The 17,026-nt window shown below is 67.0% G+C and carries 14 protein-coding genes; 7 read left to right on the top strand and 7 right to left on the bottom strand.

Features of this window, described 5'->3' with window-relative positions; genetic code table 11:
• Nucleotides 1–166: 166 nt before the first annotated feature.
• The 7 genes from BIU99_RS15165 to trxA all read left to right on the top strand — a co-directional run bounded on the left by BIU99_RS15165 (nucleotide 167) and on the right by trxA (nucleotide 9,745).
• Nucleotides 167–1,657, top strand: coding sequence for an APC family permease (locus BIU99_RS15165; protein WP_071262007.1), 1,491 nt, complete (start codon nucleotides 167–169; stop codon nucleotides 1,655–1,657).
• Nucleotides 1,654–2,379, top strand: coding sequence for an IclR family transcriptional regulator (locus tag BIU99_RS15160; protein ID WP_071262006.1), 726 nt, complete (start codon nucleotides 1,654–1,656; stop codon nucleotides 2,377–2,379). Before BIU99_RS15165 ends, BIU99_RS15160 begins: the two co-directional genes overlap by 4 nt.
• A gap of 76 nt (nucleotides 2,380–2,455) precedes the next feature.
• On the top strand, nucleotides 2,456–4,135 hold the full coding sequence (locus tag BIU99_RS15155; RefSeq protein ID WP_071262005.1) for a DHA2 family efflux MFS transporter permease subunit: 1,680 nt from the start codon (nucleotides 2,456–2,458) through the stop codon (nucleotides 4,133–4,135).
• 134 nt (nucleotides 4,136–4,269) lie between these two features.
• The gene (locus tag BIU99_RS15150) at nucleotides 4,270–6,609 is read left to right on the top strand and encodes a DUF6049 family protein (RefSeq protein ID WP_071262004.1); all 2,340 of its coding nucleotides are present in this window, start codon (nucleotides 4,270–4,272) and stop codon (nucleotides 6,607–6,609) included.
• Nucleotides 6,602–8,218 carry a murein biosynthesis integral membrane protein MurJ gene (gene murJ, locus BIU99_RS15145; protein WP_071262003.1) on the top strand — a complete coding sequence of 539 codons (1,617 nt, stop codon included), beginning with the start codon at nucleotides 6,602–6,604 and terminating at the stop codon, nucleotides 8,216–8,218. Before BIU99_RS15150 ends, murJ begins: the two co-directional genes overlap by 8 nt.
• Nucleotides 8,219–8,368: 150 nt before the next feature.
• Nucleotides 8,369–9,379 (top strand): thioredoxin-disulfide reductase, encoded by a 1,011-nt coding sequence (gene trxB, locus BIU99_RS15140; RefSeq protein ID WP_064294046.1) that lies wholly within the window; start codon nucleotides 8,369–8,371, stop codon nucleotides 9,377–9,379.
• A 45-nt stretch (nucleotides 9,380–9,424) separates the two neighbouring features.
• The gene (trxA, locus tag BIU99_RS15135) at nucleotides 9,425–9,745 is read left to right on the top strand and encodes a thioredoxin (RefSeq protein ID WP_064294045.1); all 321 of its coding nucleotides are present in this window, start codon (nucleotides 9,425–9,427) and stop codon (nucleotides 9,743–9,745) included.
• Nucleotides 9,746–10,014: 269 nt separating this feature from the next.
• Here the strand turns inward: trxA and BIU99_RS15130 are convergent, their stop codons facing one another.
• The 7 genes from BIU99_RS15130 to rnpA form a co-directional block, all read right to left on the bottom strand.
• Nucleotides 10,015–11,073, bottom strand: coding sequence for a ParB/RepB/Spo0J family partition protein (locus BIU99_RS15130; protein ID WP_071262002.1), 1,059 nt, complete (start codon nucleotides 11,071–11,073; stop codon nucleotides 10,015–10,017).
• Nucleotides 11,073–11,975, bottom strand: coding sequence for a ParA family protein (locus BIU99_RS15125; protein ID WP_276207400.1), 903 nt, complete (start codon nucleotides 11,973–11,975; stop codon nucleotides 11,073–11,075). The genes BIU99_RS15130 and BIU99_RS15125 overlap by 1 nt, the downstream gene beginning before the upstream one ends.
• A gap of 2,198 nt (nucleotides 11,976–14,173) precedes the next feature.
• The gene (gene rsmG, locus BIU99_RS15120) at nucleotides 14,174–14,815 is read right to left on the bottom strand and encodes a 16S rRNA (guanine(527)-N(7))-methyltransferase RsmG (protein WP_071262001.1); all 642 of its coding nucleotides are present in this window, start codon (nucleotides 14,813–14,815) and stop codon (nucleotides 14,174–14,176) included.
• A 30-nt stretch (nucleotides 14,816–14,845) separates the two neighbouring features.
• The gene (locus BIU99_RS15115; protein WP_064294041.1) at nucleotides 14,846–15,349 is read right to left on the bottom strand and encodes a R3H domain-containing nucleic acid-binding protein; all 504 of its coding nucleotides are present in this window, start codon (nucleotides 15,347–15,349) and stop codon (nucleotides 14,846–14,848) included.
• Between the two features lie 8 nt (nucleotides 15,350–15,357).
• Complete coding sequence (gene yidC, locus BIU99_RS15110; RefSeq protein WP_064294040.1) at nucleotides 15,358–16,341, bottom strand: membrane protein insertase YidC; 984 nt, start codon at nucleotides 16,339–16,341, stop codon at nucleotides 15,358–15,360.
• A gap of 9 nt (nucleotides 16,342–16,350) precedes the next feature.
• Nucleotides 16,351–16,662: a membrane protein insertion efficiency factor YidD gene (yidD, locus tag BIU99_RS19485; protein WP_079003764.1), complete on the bottom strand. Its 312-nt coding sequence runs from the start codon at nucleotides 16,660–16,662 to the stop codon at nucleotides 16,351–16,353.
• Nucleotides 16,659–17,021 carry a ribonuclease P protein component gene (gene rnpA, locus BIU99_RS15105; protein ID WP_071262000.1) on the bottom strand — a complete coding sequence of 121 codons (363 nt, stop codon included), beginning with the start codon at nucleotides 17,019–17,021 and terminating at the stop codon, nucleotides 16,659–16,661. The genes yidD and rnpA overlap by 4 nt, the downstream gene beginning before the upstream one ends.
• Nucleotides 17,022–17,026 lie beyond the last annotated feature (5 nt).

Genomic DNA, 17,026 nt, shown 5'->3' with positions numbered 1-17,026 from the left:
CCGGTCTCCTGTTGCCGCCTCGTCTCGTCGCCGTAACACCTGCTCGGCACCGAATGAGACCGGTCGACACCGCTGTCTCATTTGACGGTCATGAAGCCGAAACACGCCCGCCACGCCGGTGCAATGGGACGCGCCTAGCCTGAACGACGAGGAGGAGGTGAGGGACGTGACGGCTCTGGAACGCGCGATCAGCAATCCTCCGAGCGTCCGTGGTCTCGAGTCCCGGTCACCGGTCGACGGCCTCCAGCGGCGCAGTGTCGGGTTCATCGACGTGTTCGCCCAGTCCGTCTCGGCGGTGGCGCCGTCCGCCGCTGCGACGACGATCCCGTTGATCGTCACCGTGACCGCGGGCGGGGCGACCATGTGGTCGCTCGCCATCGCGATGCTGCTGTCGTTGCTCGTCGCCGCCACCGTGAACGTGTTCGCGAAGCGCATCGCAGCAACCGGCTCGCTGTACACCTTCGTCTCCAAGGGGCTCGGAACGGGTGCAGCCTTCGTCACGGGCGTCGCGCTGCTCATCGGGTACGGCTTCATCGCCATGTTCGCCCTGGCCGGTGCCGGGTACTACCTGTCGATCCTGCTGCACCGGTTCTGGCCCGGCATGCCGAGTTCGACGGGTGTCGTGTCCGCACTCCTCGTGTGCATGGCCGTCGTCTGCGTCGTCGTGCTCGTCCGCGGGATCCATCTGTCCACCCGGGTGACCCTGATCGTGGAGAGCGCCTCGGTCGCGACCATCCTCATCCTCGTGGGCGTGCTCCTGTCGCAGCTCGGACCGACGCCCGATTGGGCCGTGCTCGGGCTGGACGCCTCCCCGGAGCACCTCGCGGTCGGATCGGTCCTCGCCGTCACCGCCTTCGTCGGATTCGAGAGCTCCTCGACGCTCGGCGTCGAAGCCCGGCGGCCGTTCGCGAGCATCCCACGGTCGCTGGTCTGGACCGTCGTCGGTGCGGGTCTCCTCTTCCTCGTCACCTCGTACAGTCAGCTGGCGGGCTTCGCGGCGTTGGGGGAGGACATCACCGCGACCCGGACACCCATCAACGATCTGGCGCTGGCCTTCGGCGTCGAATGGATGGGGCTGCTGCTCGACCTGTCCGTCGCGGCGTCGTTCCTCGCCTGTGCGATCGCCTCCATCACGGCGTTCTCGCGGGTCGTGTTCTCGATGGGTCGAGAGGGCGTCCTCCCGTCGCGCCTCGGGACCACGCACGGCCGGTTCCGTACGCCCCATGTGGCGATCATCGCGGCTCTGGCGATCGTCACGCCCGTCTCGGTGCTCGCGCTCGTGCTGACCGGAGGAGCCTGGGCGGCGATGCAGGTCCTCATCGTCGTGGCCGCGGCCGGGTACATCACCGCCTACGTCCTCGTCTGCATCGCAGCCCCGGCCTTCCTCTGGCGGATCGGAGAACTGACGCTCTGGCCGCTCCTGCGAGCGGTGGTGGCCGGGGTGTTGCTGTCCGTCGCGCTCGTCGTCTACCTGGTCGTCGAGAGCGCCGGCGAGCGGGGCGTCGGCGTCTGGGTGTTCCTCGTCACGATGGCGCTCGGCATCTCGATCTGGGCGATCCGGCATCGACGCCGACCGTGGCTGAGTTCGACCGTGGGGGTCTACGACGAGACGGTGAGCGCCGACGTGCTCGGCGGACCGTCCGCGGAGCACCGGTGAGCGGCGCGGGCGAGCTCCGCGCCCGACAACCGAAGGCCGTGCACAGCGCGCTCACGGTACTCGAAGAGGTCGCGCGATGCGGTGCCGGTGTGACGGCGCAGGAGGTCTCGGCCGGACTCGACATGCCGAGGGCGACCACCTACCGGCTCCTCAACCTCCTCGTCCAGGACGAATACCTCGTCCGCATGCCCGACCTGCGTGGATTCGCGCTCGGGCGGAAGGTCGTCGAGCTCGCCCACCTCGTCGCTCCGGCACCACCCCCGCTCGCTGCGCGCGAGGTGATCGGACGATTGCGGTCGAGCGTGCGAGGCGGGGTGCACCTCGTGCGGTACGAGGGCGAACGCATCAGGATCGCGGATGCGGATCCCGACTTCCCGTTGAGTGACGAGCAGCGGATCGTCAGGCGCCTCGACACCTCCGCGATCGGGCGTCTGCTCCTGCACGAGCTCGCTCACGGTGGATACGACTGGTCAGGACTCGTCCAGCGGCCGTTCCGAGACGCCGAGCCCTTGATCCACGACGTCGAACGACTCGGGTACGCACGACAGGTGGGTGAGGTGACGCCAGGTCACGGTTGCCTCGTGGTCCCGATCCGGGACGACCGCGGCGGTCTCGTCGCGGGGCTGTCGCTCTCGGCACCGAGTGAGCGGATCGAGCGCCCCGCCGCACTCCTCGACCTCTTGATCGACGGCTCGCGCCAGCTGCAGCCGCTCCTGGTCTGACCGCCGGACGTCCGTGTGACATCAGCCTCGAGAAGGCGCATAATCAGAATATGCAGCCAGCTGATCGTTTCCGCGCATGACGGAGTCCACGCCCTCCGCGAAGCCTGAGCGCTCGCCGTCGGACCGTCGCAAATGGTTCGGCCTCGTCGTCATCAGCATCGCCGTGGCCCTCATCATCGTCGACTCGACGATCGTCAACGTGGCGATCCCGTCGATCGTCGACGACCTCGGGATCTCCTCGACCCAGGTGCAGTGGGTCCAGGAGTCCTACACGCTCGTCTTCGCCGCGCTGCTCATCGTCTTCGGCACGCTCGCCGACCGGTTCGGCCGTCGTCGCATGCTGCTCGTCGGCGTCGTCGTCTTCGGCGGCGCCTCCGTCTTCGCCGCCGTCGCGCCGACGGGCGACCTCCTGATCCTGTCCCGGGTCATCCAGGGCGTCGGCGGCGCGATGATCCTGCCGACGACCCTCTCGATCATCAACGCGACCTTCCGAGGCCGCGACCGTGCGATCGCCTTCGCTGTCTGGGGCTCCACGATCGGCGGCATGGTGGCGGTCGGGCCCCTCCTCGGTGGCTGGCTCACCACCGACTTCTCCTGGCGCTGGGCGTTCGGGATCAACGTGCCGCTCGGCGTCCTGATCATCGTCGGACTCCTGCTGTTCGTGGGGGAGTCGCGAGAACCCGCGACCGACCGCATCGACGTGGTCGGTGCCGTCCTGTCCATCCTGACGAGCGCGTCCCTCGTCTACGGACTCATCGAGGGCCGGAGTCTCGGGTGGTGGCTCACGGAGAACCCGCTCGTCATCGGCGACTGGACCTGGCCGTTCAGGCTCTCCCCGGTACCCGTGGCCCTCATGGTCACGGTCGTCGCAGGCGTCGCGTTCGTCCTCTGGGGACGCCACCGGATGCGGCAGGGGCGCAGCACGATCATCGCGTTCTCCCTGTTCTCGCTGCCGTCGTTCCGGAACGGCAACGTCGCCGCCCTCATCGTCTCGCTGGGGGAGTTCGGCATCATCCTCTCACTGCCGATCTGGCTTCAGTTCGTCCTCGGCTACAGCGCACTGCAGACCGGTCTGATCCTCCTGGCCCTCGCGATCGGCTCCTTCGTCGCGAGCGGGTTCGCCGGCGCGTTCGGCAACCGGGTCGCACCCGTCCTCATCGTCCGCGTCGGCATCGTCGCGGAGATCATCGGTGTCGCGGGCATCGGGCTGGTCGTCGGGCCGGCGACCGAATGGTTCGCGATCGTGCCGTTCCTGTTCGTCTACGGCTTCGGCGTCGGTCTCGCCACCGCACAGCTGACGGGCGTCGTCCTGAAGGACGTACCCGTCGAGCAGAGCGGCCAGGGCTCCGGGACGCAGAGCACGGCGAGGCAGATCGGCTCGGCCCTCGGTATCGCCGTCCTCGGGACCATCCTCTTCGTGAGTACGGCGTCGGTCCTCGACGGACGACTCGAGGACGCCGGTGTACCGACCGAACAGCGCGACGCCCTCGTGACGAGCGTCGTCGACAGCTCGGGCGCCGCCATCGCCGGTCTCGACGCGAACCCGGCGACCGCGACGGTGGCCGAGGACGCCAGGATCGCCCTGTCGGACGGCACCCGCTCCGCGGCGTTCGCCGCCGCAGGATTCCTGGCGGTCGGCTTCCTCGCCACCCTGTCGCTCGGGTCCGGGCGCCGAGAGGATCGACCGGGCGACGCCGAAGCACGAGCAGGCGGGACGGACTCGTCCGAGACGTCCGACCCGGCCCCGCGGGCGTAGGGCGCGAGGCCACCTCACACCTCCGCCGGCGGCGCAACGGCGTCTCCCAGGACACCAGCACCCAGGTTCGACTGGGAGGCCCCCGTACAATCGTCACCGGACGGCTCCGCCCGAGCGGACCGTCCCCACCGCCCATGACACGCCACCGCCACCGCCCACGCCTCCTCAGCGCCCTCGCAGCAGCCGCGCTGTCGTTCGCCGTGGTGTCCGCCGGCGGTTGGTCCACGGGTTCCAGTGCGATCGCCTCGCCCGAGCTGAGCGCGAACACGGCATCGACTCCCGACGGCCTCGTGTCCGTCGAGGTGAGCCCGAGCGACGGGGGAGCGGTCGAACCCTCGTCCCTCACCTCGTTCGGCATCACGCTCACGAACGGCACCGACGCCGATCTCCCCGCCGGCTCCGTGTCCGTGGCGGTCACCACGGCGAGGATCACCGGCACGGCGGCGCTCGATGCGTGGCTCGACACGACCGGGGCGGACGCGGCCGCGACCCCCGCCGGCACCACCGTGGTGCGGACGATCGACATCCCCGAGCTCATCGCCGGACAGCAGTACGTCGTCAGCGGGCTCGACTTCACTCCTCCGGCGCTGGGCTTCGACGACACCGACGCGTGGGGCTCCTACGGCGTCTCAGCCGGCTACGTCGCGGGCGACACGGCGGCCGGAGGTCGGACGGCGCTCGTCTGGCGGGCGCAGGGCCAGCCCACGTCCGCCACCGTCGCGCTCGTGGCCCCGCTCACCGTGCCGCTCAGCTACGGCGGACTCCTCGATGCGGACGAACTCACCGAGCTCACGGCCGACGACGGTGCGCTCACGACGCAGCTCGACGCACTCTTCGGCGAGCAGATCGCGCTCGGGATCGACCCTCGCATCATCGCGTCCGTCCGCGCGCTCGGCACGCGCGCTCCGGAGAGCGCCGTCGCCTGGCTCGCCCGCCTCGAGGCCGCACCCAACGAGACCTTCGCGCTCCAGTACGGCGACGCCGAACCCGCCGTGCAGGCCGAGGCCGGCCTCGATCGACTGCTGACCCCGAGCTCGTTCTCCTTCGCCTTGAACGTCGCCGACTTCCCCGTCGTGCAGCCGACCGAGACGCCCACCCCGACCGGGTCGCCGACCACCGGGCCCGACGACGTCCAGCCGACGCCGCAGGCCGGCTCCTCGACGGCCACGTCCTCCGACCCATCGGCGGCAGCCACTCCCTCGGAGGAACCGACACCCACACCGAGCCCCTCCGAGACGCCCGGCCAGGCGGTGCCGACCGTTCCGACGATGGACGAACTCCTCAGGTGGAGTTACTCGCTCCCCAGCATCGTGTGGGCGGGAGGCGCGGTGACCGATGCGGATCTCGCCGTCTTCGCCGCATCGGGCGGAACGGTCACGATGCTCGACTCCGCGAACACGACCGACACCGGACAGACCGTGCGCGCCTCGGCGACGATCGGCACGGCGCGGACGCTGCTGGCCGACCACGGCCTCGCCGAGTCGCTGGGCGACGCCGCCGCCGCCACGACGGACGCCGCGTTCGAGAGCGCCATCGCCGACGTGAACGCCCGGGCGGCCGCCATCGGCACGGAGGGGTCGTCCGGCGGAACGGTCGTCGCCGTGCTTCCTCGGGGAGTGGATGCGACCCTGCCGGCCCTCGCCGACACCGTGAACGCGCTCCGCTCCCTGCCGGCCACGGCGCAGACCGCCCTGGCGGCGACGCTCGCCGAGCCCCAGGCCGCGGCGACGCTCGGGGCGATGGCACCCGACAGCGAACGCGTGTCCGACGTGCAGGTCCTCCTCGACGAGGAACAGGACGTCACCGCCTTCTCCTCGGTGCTCGACGAACCCGAGCTGCTGACCGGACGGGAGCGCGCCACCCTGCTCTCCAGCCTCGCGGCCGGCTGGCTGCGTGCGGAGGGCGACTGGGGATCGGCGGTCACCGCGCAGCAGGAACGGACGGACACGGTCCTCGCGTCGGTGCGCGTCACCGACAGCAGTCGCATCAACATGGTCGGCGGCGAGGTGTCCCTGCCGTTCGCCGTTCGCAACGACCTGCCCTATCCCGTCACCGTGGTCATGGAGGCCTCACCGAGCAACGGTCGGTTGAGCATCTCCGGTTCCGTGACGCAGGAGATCGCCGCGGACTCGCGCGCCACCGTGCTCGTCCCCGTGCAGTCGCAGATCGGCAACGGCGACGTCACCCTCCGGCTGCAACTCTTCAGCACCAGCGGGCAGGCGATCGGTGACCAGTCCTTCGTGGGCGTGAACGTCCGCGCCGACTGGGAGGGCATCGGTGCCGTCGTCCTCGCCCTGCTCGTCGCCCTGCTGTTCGTCAGCGGTGTGGTCCGCATGGTCCTCAGTCGACGAGCCAAGCGACGCGCGTCGGGCGCCACTTCCGCCGCCTCCGCAGCTGCTCCGGACAGCGGTCAGCCGCCAGGCGATGAGCCCCCGGTAGAGTCGTCACCCGGACGACAGGAGACGAATGGCTGACGGCATCGGCAGGGCGAGCGCGCTCCTCGCCTCGGGAACCCTCGTCTCCCGACTGCTCGGCTTCGTCAAAGCCGCCCTCGTCGCGAACATCATCGGTCTGGGTATCGTCGGCAACGCATTCGGCGTCGCGAACCAGCTGCCTAACACGATCTATGTGATCATCGGGGGCGGTGTTTTGAGCGCAGTCCTCGTCCCGCAGATCGTCAGGGCGAGCATCCATGTCGATGGCGGAAACGCCTACATCAACAAGCTCGTGACGATCACTCTCGTCTTCATCGGAGGGGCCACTGTGCTGGCCACCGCGATAGCCCCGGTGTTCGTGTTCGCGGCAGCAGCGACACTTCCGGCCGATCAATTCGCTCTTGCAACCGCGTTCGCGTACTGGTGCCTTCCCCAGATCCTGTTCTACGCGCTCTACACCGTCCTCGGCGAGGTGCTCAACGCGCGAAAGATGTTCGGACCCTTCACCTGGGCACCCGTCCTCAACAATGTCGTGGCGATAGCCGGACTGGTCCTCTTCGTCGTGCTGTTCGGTGCTGATACGCCGAAGTTCAGCGAGTGGACACCGACCATGACTGCGATAATCGGTGGATCTGCCACGCTCGGCGTCATCGTCCAGGCGTTCTTCCTGATGTTCTTCTGGCGTCGGGCCGGCCTTCGCTTCCGGCCGGACTTCCACTGGCGTGGCGTTGGGCTCCGCGCCACCGGCAAAATCGCCAGTTGGACCTTCGGAATGCTCATTCTGACGACCGCGGCCGGTCTGATCGAGACACAGGCCGTGGCCTCCGCATCCGGACAGGGGCCGTCGATCATCGCCCTGCAGAACGCATGGCTCATCTTCATGCTGCCGCACTCGATCATCACGGTTTCGGTCGCCACGGCGTACTTCACGAGAATGAGCGAGCACGGCCAAGGAACGCGCGCGGGAGGACCGGACTTCACGAGTCTGCGCTCGGACGTCTCTGCTGCGATCCGCGTCGTGAGTCTGCTGATCGTCTTGGCATCCGCCGTGATCATGGTGGTCGCCGTACCCTTCGCCAGCGTCTTCGCGAAGTCGACGGGCGAGAGCATCGATCTCGGAATCGTGATCATCGCGTTCGTCATAGGGCTCGTGCCGTTCTGTATCCTGTTCATCCTGCAGCGCGCGTTCTACGCCCTCGGAGACACGAAGACTCCGTTCTTCTACACCCTGTTCCAGACACTGTTGTTCACCCTCCTCGCGCTCATCGTCGTCATGACGATGCCCAAGGAGTACCTCGGTGCCGGCGTGGCGCTCTCCATCACCATCGCCGGAATTGCGCAGGCTTGCGTCGCCGCTTGGCTCCTCAGAAGACGGTTGCGGTCGCTCGACCTCGGCACGATCATTCCGAGTCTCCTGCGATACATCGCCGCTGCCGTGCCCGCCGCCGTGGTCGGCGTCGTCGTGCTGCTGCTGCTCGGCGGTGTCAGCGAGGAGGGGTTCCCGACCGCCACGATCCCCGGCGCCATCGTCACCATGGCCGTCGTCGGGGCGGCGATGGCCGCCGTGTACCTGGCGGTGCTCGCCCTTCTCCGCACGCCGGAACTCAAGGCGGCCTTGGCGCCCGTCCTCGCCCGGTTCGGGCGCTGACGCGCACGCGTCGACACCACCTGACACACACCGGCTGGGAGCTGCCCGAGGCCCCGGTGGAGCGGAATAGCGGCCGGTTAGGATGTGTTACACCACTCGGAACCCCGGAACCCACCTGGTCCGGGAGCCCACGAACCACTGAGGAGCATCGTGCGTCAGGTCATCATCATCGGATCAGGACCCGCCGGCTACACGGCGGCGATCTACGCTGCCCGCGCCTCGCTGCAGCCGCTGCTCGTCGCATCATCGGTCGAGGCCGGCGGCGAGCTCATGAACACCACCGAGATCGAGAACTTCCCCGGCTTCCCCGAGGGCATCCAGGGCCCCGAGCTCATGATGAAGCTCCAGGAGCAGGCGGAGCGGTTCGGCACCGAGGTGCTCTACGACGACGTCACCGAGCTGAAGCTCGACGGCGACGTCAAGACGGTCACCCTGGGCAACGGACAGGTGCACGAGGCACACACCGTGATCTTCGCCACCGGCTCCGCCTACCGCAAGCTCGGTCTGCACGACGAAGAGCGACTCTCCGGCCACGGTGTGTCCTGGTGCGCCACCTGCGACGGCTTCTTCTTCAAGGAGAAGACGATCGCTGTCATCGGTGGCGGCGACAGCGCCATGGAGGAGGCCACCTTCCTCACGCGGTTCGCGTCGAAGGTCTACGTGATCCACCGCAAGGACACCCTCCGCGCGTCGAAGATCATGCAGGACCGAGCCTTCGCGAACGAGAAGATCGAGTTCATCTGGAACAGCGAAGTCGTCGGCATCACCGGTGCCGACGCGGTCGACGGCGTGACGCTGCGCTCGACGACCGACGGCACGGAGACCCACCTGCCGCTCGGTGGCCTGTTCATCGCGATCGGCAACGACCCGCGGACGCACCTCATCCACGGCCAGCTGGAGCTGGCCCCCGAGGGCACGATCGCCGTCAAGGGCCGCTCGTCGAAGACCAACCTGCCCGGCGTCTTCGCCGCGGGCGACGTCATCGACCCCACGTACCGACAGGCCATCACCGCCGCCGGCAGCGGCACCATCGCCGCCCTCGACGCGGAGCACTACCTCGCAGACCTCGAGCAGGCTGCTGGGGAAGCGTCGGCCATCGGCGAAGCACAGACGGCCGGTCGTCCGCAGCCGGCCGACCCCGTGCTCACCACCACCGTTTGATCGACGGTCAGGCTGTTGGCCTGGCCACCACGAAGGAGAACACTCATGTCAGATGCAGTCACCGAGGCCACGTTCGACGAACTGGTCATCAACAGCGACAAGCCCGTCCTCGTCGACTTCTGGGCCGCCTGGTGCGGTCCGTGTCGCGCGGTCGGCCCGATCCTCGACACGATCGGCTCCGAGAACAGCGACAAGATCACCGTTCTCAAGCTGAACGTCGACGAGAACCCGAACCTCGCCATGAAGTACCAGATCACCTCCATCCCCGCGATGAAGGTCTTCAAGGGCGGCGAAGTCGTGCAGACCGTCATCGGCGCCAAGCCGAAGGCCGCACTCGAGAAGGATCTCGCAGCTTTCCTCGCCTGATCAGGTCATTCTGAACCACTGAACCGCCCGGCTCATCAGAGTCGGGCGGTTCTTCGTTATCGGGGTGTTCCACGTGAAACACGGTGAATTGTGCCCTGACCAGGGCTTCTTGAATCACCTGGAGTCTGTCTGTGGCACTTCGACAAGCTCAATGACCGCGATGGCGCGACCGCCAGTCAACCTCGAGAACCCACCTTCTTGGTCCCTGAGCTTGTCGAAGGGTGCGGGGAACTCAGAGCCGAGCAGGCCGTGTTTCACGTGAAACAGTGTCAGGATGACTGACCGAAGCCGGACTCGCCAAGCTCGCTCAGGATGCGGTTGAGATCGGCGATGGTGGCGAACTCCACCACCATCTGACCCTTCTTCGCTCCGAGCGTCACCTTCACGCGGGTGTTCAAACGGTCGCCGAGACGGTCTGCGATCTCATCGAGTTGGCCGCGTCGCGATCCGGCGATCGGACGCGGCTTCTTCGCCTGAACGCCCTGAGCCGCAGCAGCCTCGGCCGCGCGGACGGACAGGTCCTCGTTCACGATCTTGTCGGCCAGGCGCTGCTGTGACTCAGGATCGGTCAGCGACAGGATGGCTCGGGCGTGTCCGGCGCTCAGCACACCGGCAGCAACGCGCTGCTGCACGGCCGCCGGCAGCTTGAGCAGGCGGATGGTGTTGCTGATCTGGGGGCGGGACCGCCCGATGCGGTTGGCAAGCTCGTCCTGGGTGATTCCGAAGTCGGCCAGGAGCTGCTGGTAGGCAGAAGCCTCCTCGAGCGGATTCAGTTCTGAGCGGTGGAGGTTCTCGAGCAGCGCGTCGCGCAGCATGTCCTCGTCGGCGGTGTCCTTGATGATCGCGGGGATGCGGTCGAGACCCACCTCCTTCGAGGCTCGAAGACGCCGCTCACCCATGATGAGTTCGTATCGTTCGTCGTCGCCAGGGATCGGACGGACAACGATCGGCTGCAGGACGCCGACCTCACGGATGCTCGTGACGAGTTCCGCGAGGTGGTCTTCATCGAAGACCGTGCGCGGCTGGTTGGCGTTCGGCACGATGAGTTCGGGGGAGAGGTACGCCAGACGGGCACCGGGAACGGCCACGAGCTGCGGTCCATCTGCCGTCGTAGCAGCGGCGTCCGGGCCAGTGGGGGCGTCGGCTGCCGCGGCCTCTGCTGCGGCGGCGTCCGCGGCTGCTGTCGCAGCATCCTTCGCCGCCTTGCGGGCAGTGCCCTGGTTGTCGGGGAAGAAGACATCGACGGGACGGTTCGCCTGCGAGTCTGAACTCGTCGTCGGAATGAGTGCACCGATCCCGCGACCGAGTCCAGTTCGTTTCGTTGCCATCAGTGACTGACTCCCTCAGGGTGGTTCGTATCGGGTGTATCGGAGGAGCCTGCGGCCCATCGGTTGGCGATCTCCGCCGCTGCTTCGAGATAGGACACCGCGCCGAGCGACGTGGGGTCGTAGCTGATGACGCTCTGTCCGAAGCTGGGCGCCTCGGAGATACGCACCGCTCGTGGGATGACGGACTCGAGGACCTGCCCGGTGAAATGGTCTCGGACGTCCTGAGCCACCTGCTGCGCAAGGTTGGTGCGCCCGTCGTACATCGTCAGGAGGATGGTGCTGACGGCGAGCCCCGGGTTCAGGTGCCGCTGGATCAGCTGGATGCTGCTGAGGAGCTGACTCAATCCCTCGAGCGCGTAGTACTCGCACTGGATGGGGATGAGCACCTCCTTGGCCGCAACGAAGGCATTGATCGTCAGGAGTCCGAGAGACGGTGGGCAATCGATCAAGACGTAGTGGAACGGCTCATCGGCATCCTGGATGAACTGTTCGAGGGCCGTCCGGAGTCTATGCTCACGGGCTACCTGTGAAACGAGTTCGATCTCCGCACCGGCGAGATGGATCGTCGAGGGAGCGCAGAACAGCGTGGGGAACTCGGGGCTCTGCTGGACGACATCGGCCAGGGGGAAGTCGTCGATCAGGACGTCGTAGACACTCGGGACGTCGGAGTGGTGCTCGACGCCGAGTGCGGTGGACGCGTTCCCCTGGGGATCCAGATCGATCACGAGGACACGAGCGCCCGAACGGGCGAGGGCGGCGCCGATGTTGACAGTGGTCGTCGTCTTGCCGACCCCACCCTTCTGGTTGGAGACCGTGAAGACCCGAGTGTGGTCGGGCGTCGGCAGGGTTGCGTGAGCCAAGGCCTTACGCCTCTCAGTCAGATGATGGAGCTCGCGAGCCAACGGCGTGGACGCGTCGAAGGCGCTACCAACGGAGTCGCGCTCGGGAGCCGCGGAATGCGTTGGTTCGGGTTGTTTCACGTGAAACCTTCTCGCTCGAAACGTGTACTTCAACCGTACCAGCGTGGGCTGACGCCGGGGGAGCGATCTCCGAGCGTGCTCGGGGGAAGTGCGTACGCATGCCGGCCTCAGAGCGCCGTTTCGCGACACCCGCATCTCATCGAACGCCTCGAATGGTGCCCAGCAGGGACACCCCGCCCTCCATCTTCCACAGGGTTATCCACAGGGCAACTGTATGTGCAATATCGCGCAACCGGGTGCGTTTCGCGCGTGGAGGGGGATGCTGGTCCGATCGACCCGAGACGACTCCAGCGGACGTGTGTTGACAACCATGGGGGAGTTCCCTCCGCGATCAGGCAGAGATCCGCGTCTTTCCGCGGAAGTTCGGACCCGAACGCCGCACTCCGGTCCCGGCAGGTCTGGGCTCCTGCCCCAGCGCGCGTTGGCCGCAGCGTGGTGGTGTACGGATTGGAGCCCGCGTCTTTCCGAGAGACCACAAATTTCTGCGGTTGCACTCGAGAACTGTCCACAGAGTTATCCACAGGCGTCATCCCCACTCCCTTGCATAGATGAGCTCCGTGCGACTGGCACGAGTCCGCGCCAGCGTTTCACGTGAAACCAAGGTGTGGCGCACGCCGAGTCACCCGACGGCTCGCATCGATGGGCACCCCTGCGGCCTCTGGCCACAGCCCGCACTCGCCTCACCGGCCTGATACGACACGAGGGGGAGCGATAGCGGCGCGACCTCACACAACCGTTCCAGCCCCGCACTCGAAACGCCGCACTCGACCGCTGTTTCACGTGAAACACTCTCGACAGGATCAACACAACGGGTAAGTGTGACCTTGAGTGCAAGCCAGCCGGCGACCGCGCGTGGTGCTCGTCGAACTCCACTGATGGCCACCACCGCGATGCAGCAACGCAGGAAACGCTTGCAACTCATGTTCCACGTGAAACACCGAACACGAAGCCGATCCAACCACGACGGCCTGCCTCGGGAGGGTACCTACTAAGGGAACTGAGTACACGACTTCCAGTCCGATATGAACCACTTCTGAGAACGAGGAACCCCAGCGAGTGGGATCCTTCCACGTTCCACGTGAAACGTCGTGCAATCTCAACCGTCAGGCACCGAGCACCCTCTACCGAAGCCGACTCGGCGCGCAAAGTGATGCATCGTCAATCGGTAGCACGCCTACTCCGTCCAGGCCGACAGGAGTCACGAGCACGACCTCCGAAGTGCCGGCGTACTTCGACACCTCGTCACGCCAACTGGCCTCTGCGCAGCGCACGTCACCGCCCGGCCAAGTACAGCACCGGGGGGAGCAGCAGGTTGCTCGGATCTGACCGCGTCGCTCGACGCCAAAACCTCCGAGAGCGGGGCGCCTCCGACGCAGGCGATAGCACCAGCCCGACCATCCCCGACCTCCCGTGCGGCGGTTCTCCCAGCACTTCAGCCAACACCAACCCGCCGGCGGACGTGAGTCTGCCGGCGGCCGGGCACCAGTCAGCCCGCAAGCACCTGAGGAACTGGCGGAATGCGCACCTCGCCGCAGGGGCCCGACGGCACCATCCGCCACGCGATGAACCACCGCGAGTCAGTCAAACGTGCGGGATGGGGCGACGCATCTTCCCTGCAACCAAGGACGAACTCGGGCCTACCCGGACTTCGAACGAAGGCCGCAGATCCCTGACCAGCACGCCCGGATCACCAACCTGGGAGGTTCACCTTTGCCACCCACACTCGGCCGTCATCTCCGAAGGGGCGGTCGGACGGTCGGCCACCGCGTCAAGTATCGACGTCTGGGTGGGACGATCGGCGGAGCGTAGAGCATCGCCGCCCGCCAGTGGCCGTGCCGACCCCGCGTCACAGGAACGGGATGACCGGCCAAAGAAGGAAATATATGAAATACCAGATACCCCAGGGCTGACAAACGTCAGAAAACACTCGAATCCAGCCCGCCCAGCGCGCCGGATTCGTGTCCGAATGGACCGGAGAATCGTTCCTGACGAACTCAGGACCGTTAAACTGGCCGCATATTCCGGGCCGGTTCGTCAGGAGCCATTCTCCCGAGGGCTCACAAGCCGACCGACACCGTCTGCGGCGCCCCTCACGGAGGCCCGGGCGCTCCCGACCGACCTCAGGCGCGAACGGTTCCCACGATGACTCGGGTCGGCTCCGCGAGAACACCCTCACCAAGCGTTCGAACCTCGACGCCGGAGACCCGGTACTTGCGAAGCTCCTTGGTCGACGCGTCGACCTCCGCCTGCGCGCCGGCGCCCTTCATGAGGACCAGCTCTCCGCCATCCCGAAGCAGGGGAGCGGTGAGGGGGAGCAACTTGCGCAGCGCACTGACCGCGCGCGCGGTCACCTGGTCGAGGGGCTCATCGAGGCGAACCTCCTCAGCGCGCGCTCGCACGACGGTGACGTTCTCGAGCCCGAGGACGCGGACCTGGTCGTTGAGCCAGGCGACCCGACGTTCCATCGGTTCGATGAGGACGAACTCGACATCTGGCCGCGCAATCGCGAGCACCAGTCCAGGCAGCCCCGCGCCTGTGCCGACGTCGCCGACTCGCCCGGCACGAAGGAGCGGTGCCACGATCACGCTGTTGAGGATGTGGCGCGTCCACAGACGCGGAAGTTCCAGGGGCCCGATCAGCCCGAGAGGCTCACCGAACTCCGCCAGGTTCGCGGCGAAGGCACGACCGACATCGATCCGGTCGCCGAACAACTCGACTGCTTCCGCCGGTTCCGGTTCGAGTCCTGCAGGCACGTCAGTCATCGCAGTTTCACGTGAAACGATCAGGCCGCGTCAGCCGCGCGTGATGACGGTGTGACGGTCGCGGCCTTCGCCGTGCGACTCGGACACGAAGCCGCGAGCCGACACGATGTCGTGGACGAGCTTGCGCTCGTAGCTCGACATCGGGGGGAGTGCCGCCTCGGTGGAACCGGCCTCGATGCGCTCGACCGCCCGCTCCACGAGGGCGCCGAGCTCCTGCTGACGCGCTTCACGGGATCCGCCGATGTCGAGGATGAGCCGGGAGAAGCCACCGGTACGGTTCTGAACAGCCAGGCGCGTCAGCTCCTGCAGCGCGTTGACCGTGTCGGGACGCGACAGGAGACGCAGGTTGCTCTCCGTGGGGGAGTCGATCGACACGTACGCACGACCATTGCGGGCATCGATGTCGATGTCGCCATCGATGTCGCAGATGTCGAGGAACTCCTCGATGTAGTCCGCTGCGACGTCGCCCTCTTCTTCGAGCTGCGTGATGGTGGGTGCTTCGTCCTGGGCCGGGGCCAGTTCCTGGTCAGTCACCGATACTCCTACTTGTCTCGTCCGTCGGTCTGCTGCTTCTTCGCACGCGCCTTGCCCATAGGCTGCTGGCGCTGCGTCGGGGTCTTCTTCTCGGGTACCGGCGCCTCGGAGATCGAGATGACGTCGCCGTTCGGCGTCATGAGCTTGCCCTTCCGTGCGAGACGCTCCTCACGAGCCTTCGCAGCGTCGGAACCAGGGGTGGGCATGTTCCGGATGACGAGGAACTGCTGCACCATCGTCCATGCGTTGGACGTCAGCCAGTAGAACATGACGCCGAGCGGGAAGGCGAAGCCGGAGAAGAGGAACACGAAGGGCAGGATGTACAGGAGGATCCGCTGCTGCTTGAACTGCGGGCTGGCCTTCGTCTCGGCCGACATGTTCTTCGACACGATCTGCAGCTGCGTGATGAACTGCGAGGCGCACATGAGGATGACCATGACGGCGGCGATGATGACGACCGCCCAGTTGACCGGGTTGCCGGCGAGTGCCGCCTGCATGCTCGTGTGCAGCGGAGCGATCCCGAACAGGTTCGCGTCGCCGAACTGCACGGCGAGGGTCTCGTTCAGGGGGCCGACCCCGGCCTTGCTCTTCTGGGCGTCGTTGAGCACGGAGAACAGGGCGAAGAAGATCGGCATCTGGACGAGCAGCGGCAGACATCCGCTGACGGGGGAGGTGCCGTGCTTCTTGTACAGCTCCATCGTCTCGCGGGACATCGCCTCACGGCTGGCCTGGTCGCGCTTGCCCTTGTACTTCTCCTGCACCTTCTTCATCTGCGGCGCGATCTCGAGCATCTTGCGCTGGCTCTTGATCTGCTTGATGAACAGCGGGATGAGGGCGGCGCGGACGACGAGGACGAGCCCGACGATCGAGAGGACCCAGGTGAGACCGGCCGCGGGGTCGAGTCCGATGGCCGTCCACAGCAGGTGCCAGCCCACGAGGAGCAGCTCGACCGCCCACTTGAGCGGCCAGAGAATTGTGCCGATGATGTCCATAGGTGCGGGTCAGCCCTTTCCGTGGCTCGGTTGCACGACAAATCCGTGAGAAGTGACGCTGTACCGGAAGTTCTTCTTGGGCGGTACCTCGTCGAAACGAGGTGCTGCCCAGGGGTGGCATCTCGCGATGCGCGCCGCTGCCATCGCCGAACCGACGACGACACCGTGTTGCTGCACCGCTCCCAGAGCGTACGCGGAGCAGCTGGGGTAATACCGGCAGACGTCGCCGTACAACGGGGAGATCGCGGCGCGATACCCGCGAAGCGCCAGCACCGCAGCATTGCGGGGCGCGAGGCAGGTTGCAGCGAGGACGCCGTTCATCGGTGCGCGTCCGCAGTCTCGGCGGTGACACCGCGTTTGGCGAAGGCTCGATCGACCTCGGCATGGAGCGACGCGAACGGCGCCGTCGCTGCAGACGGCAGCGCACGGATGACCACGTCAGCGCCGCGGGCAGCGTGAACGACGCTGTCGTGGCAGATGGCCTTCAAGCGACGTCTGACGAGATTGCGGGTCACTGCGTTTCCGACCGTTTTCGCAACGATGAACCCGAAGCGCGGCTGTCCGCCCTTCGGGTTCATGCGTACGTACGTGACCGTGTGCTCGCCGACGAACCGGGACCCGCGACGAACTACCCCTCGGTAGTCGTCGCCGGACGTGATCCGGCTCGCACGCTCGAGCACGACGG

This window comes from Plantibacter sp. MMLR14_011, from assembly GCF_001865025.1.
GTDB lineage: Bacteria > Actinomycetota > Actinomycetes > Actinomycetales > Microbacteriaceae > Plantibacter > Plantibacter flavus_A.
This window is presented reverse-complemented; position numbering and strand designations above follow the sequence as displayed.

What these genes read in the sequence shown, in the direction of transcription:
- BIU99_RS15155 (WP_071262005.1), top strand. Translation starts at nt 2,456, where the DNA reads ATGACGGAGTCCACGCCCTCCGCGAAGCCTGAGCGCTCGCCGTCGGAC.
- BIU99_RS15150 (WP_071262004.1), top strand. Translation starts at nt 4,270, where the DNA reads ATGACACGCCACCGCCACCGCCCACGCCTCCTCAGCGCCCTCGCAGCA.
- murJ (WP_071262003.1), top strand. Translation starts at nt 6,602, where the DNA reads ATGGCTGACGGCATCGGCAGGGCGAGCGCGCTCCTCGCCTCGGGAACC.
- trxA (WP_064294045.1), top strand. Translation starts at nt 9,425, where the DNA reads ATGTCAGATGCAGTCACCGAGGCCACGTTCGACGAACTGGTCATCAAC.
- BIU99_RS15130 (WP_071262002.1), bottom strand. Translation starts at nt 11,073, where the DNA reads ATGGCAACGAAACGAACTGGACTCGGTCGCGGGATCGGTGCACTCATT.
- rsmG (WP_071262001.1), bottom strand. Translation starts at nt 14,815, where the DNA reads ATGACTGACGTGCCTGCAGGACTCGAACCGGAACCGGCGGAAGCAGTC.
- yidC (WP_064294040.1), bottom strand. Translation starts at nt 16,341, where the DNA reads ATGGACATCATCGGCACAATTCTCTGGCCGCTCAAGTGGGCGGTCGAG.
- yidD (WP_079003764.1), bottom strand. Translation starts at nt 16,662, where the DNA reads ATGAACGGCGTCCTCGCTGCAACCTGCCTCGCGCCCCGCAATGCTGCG.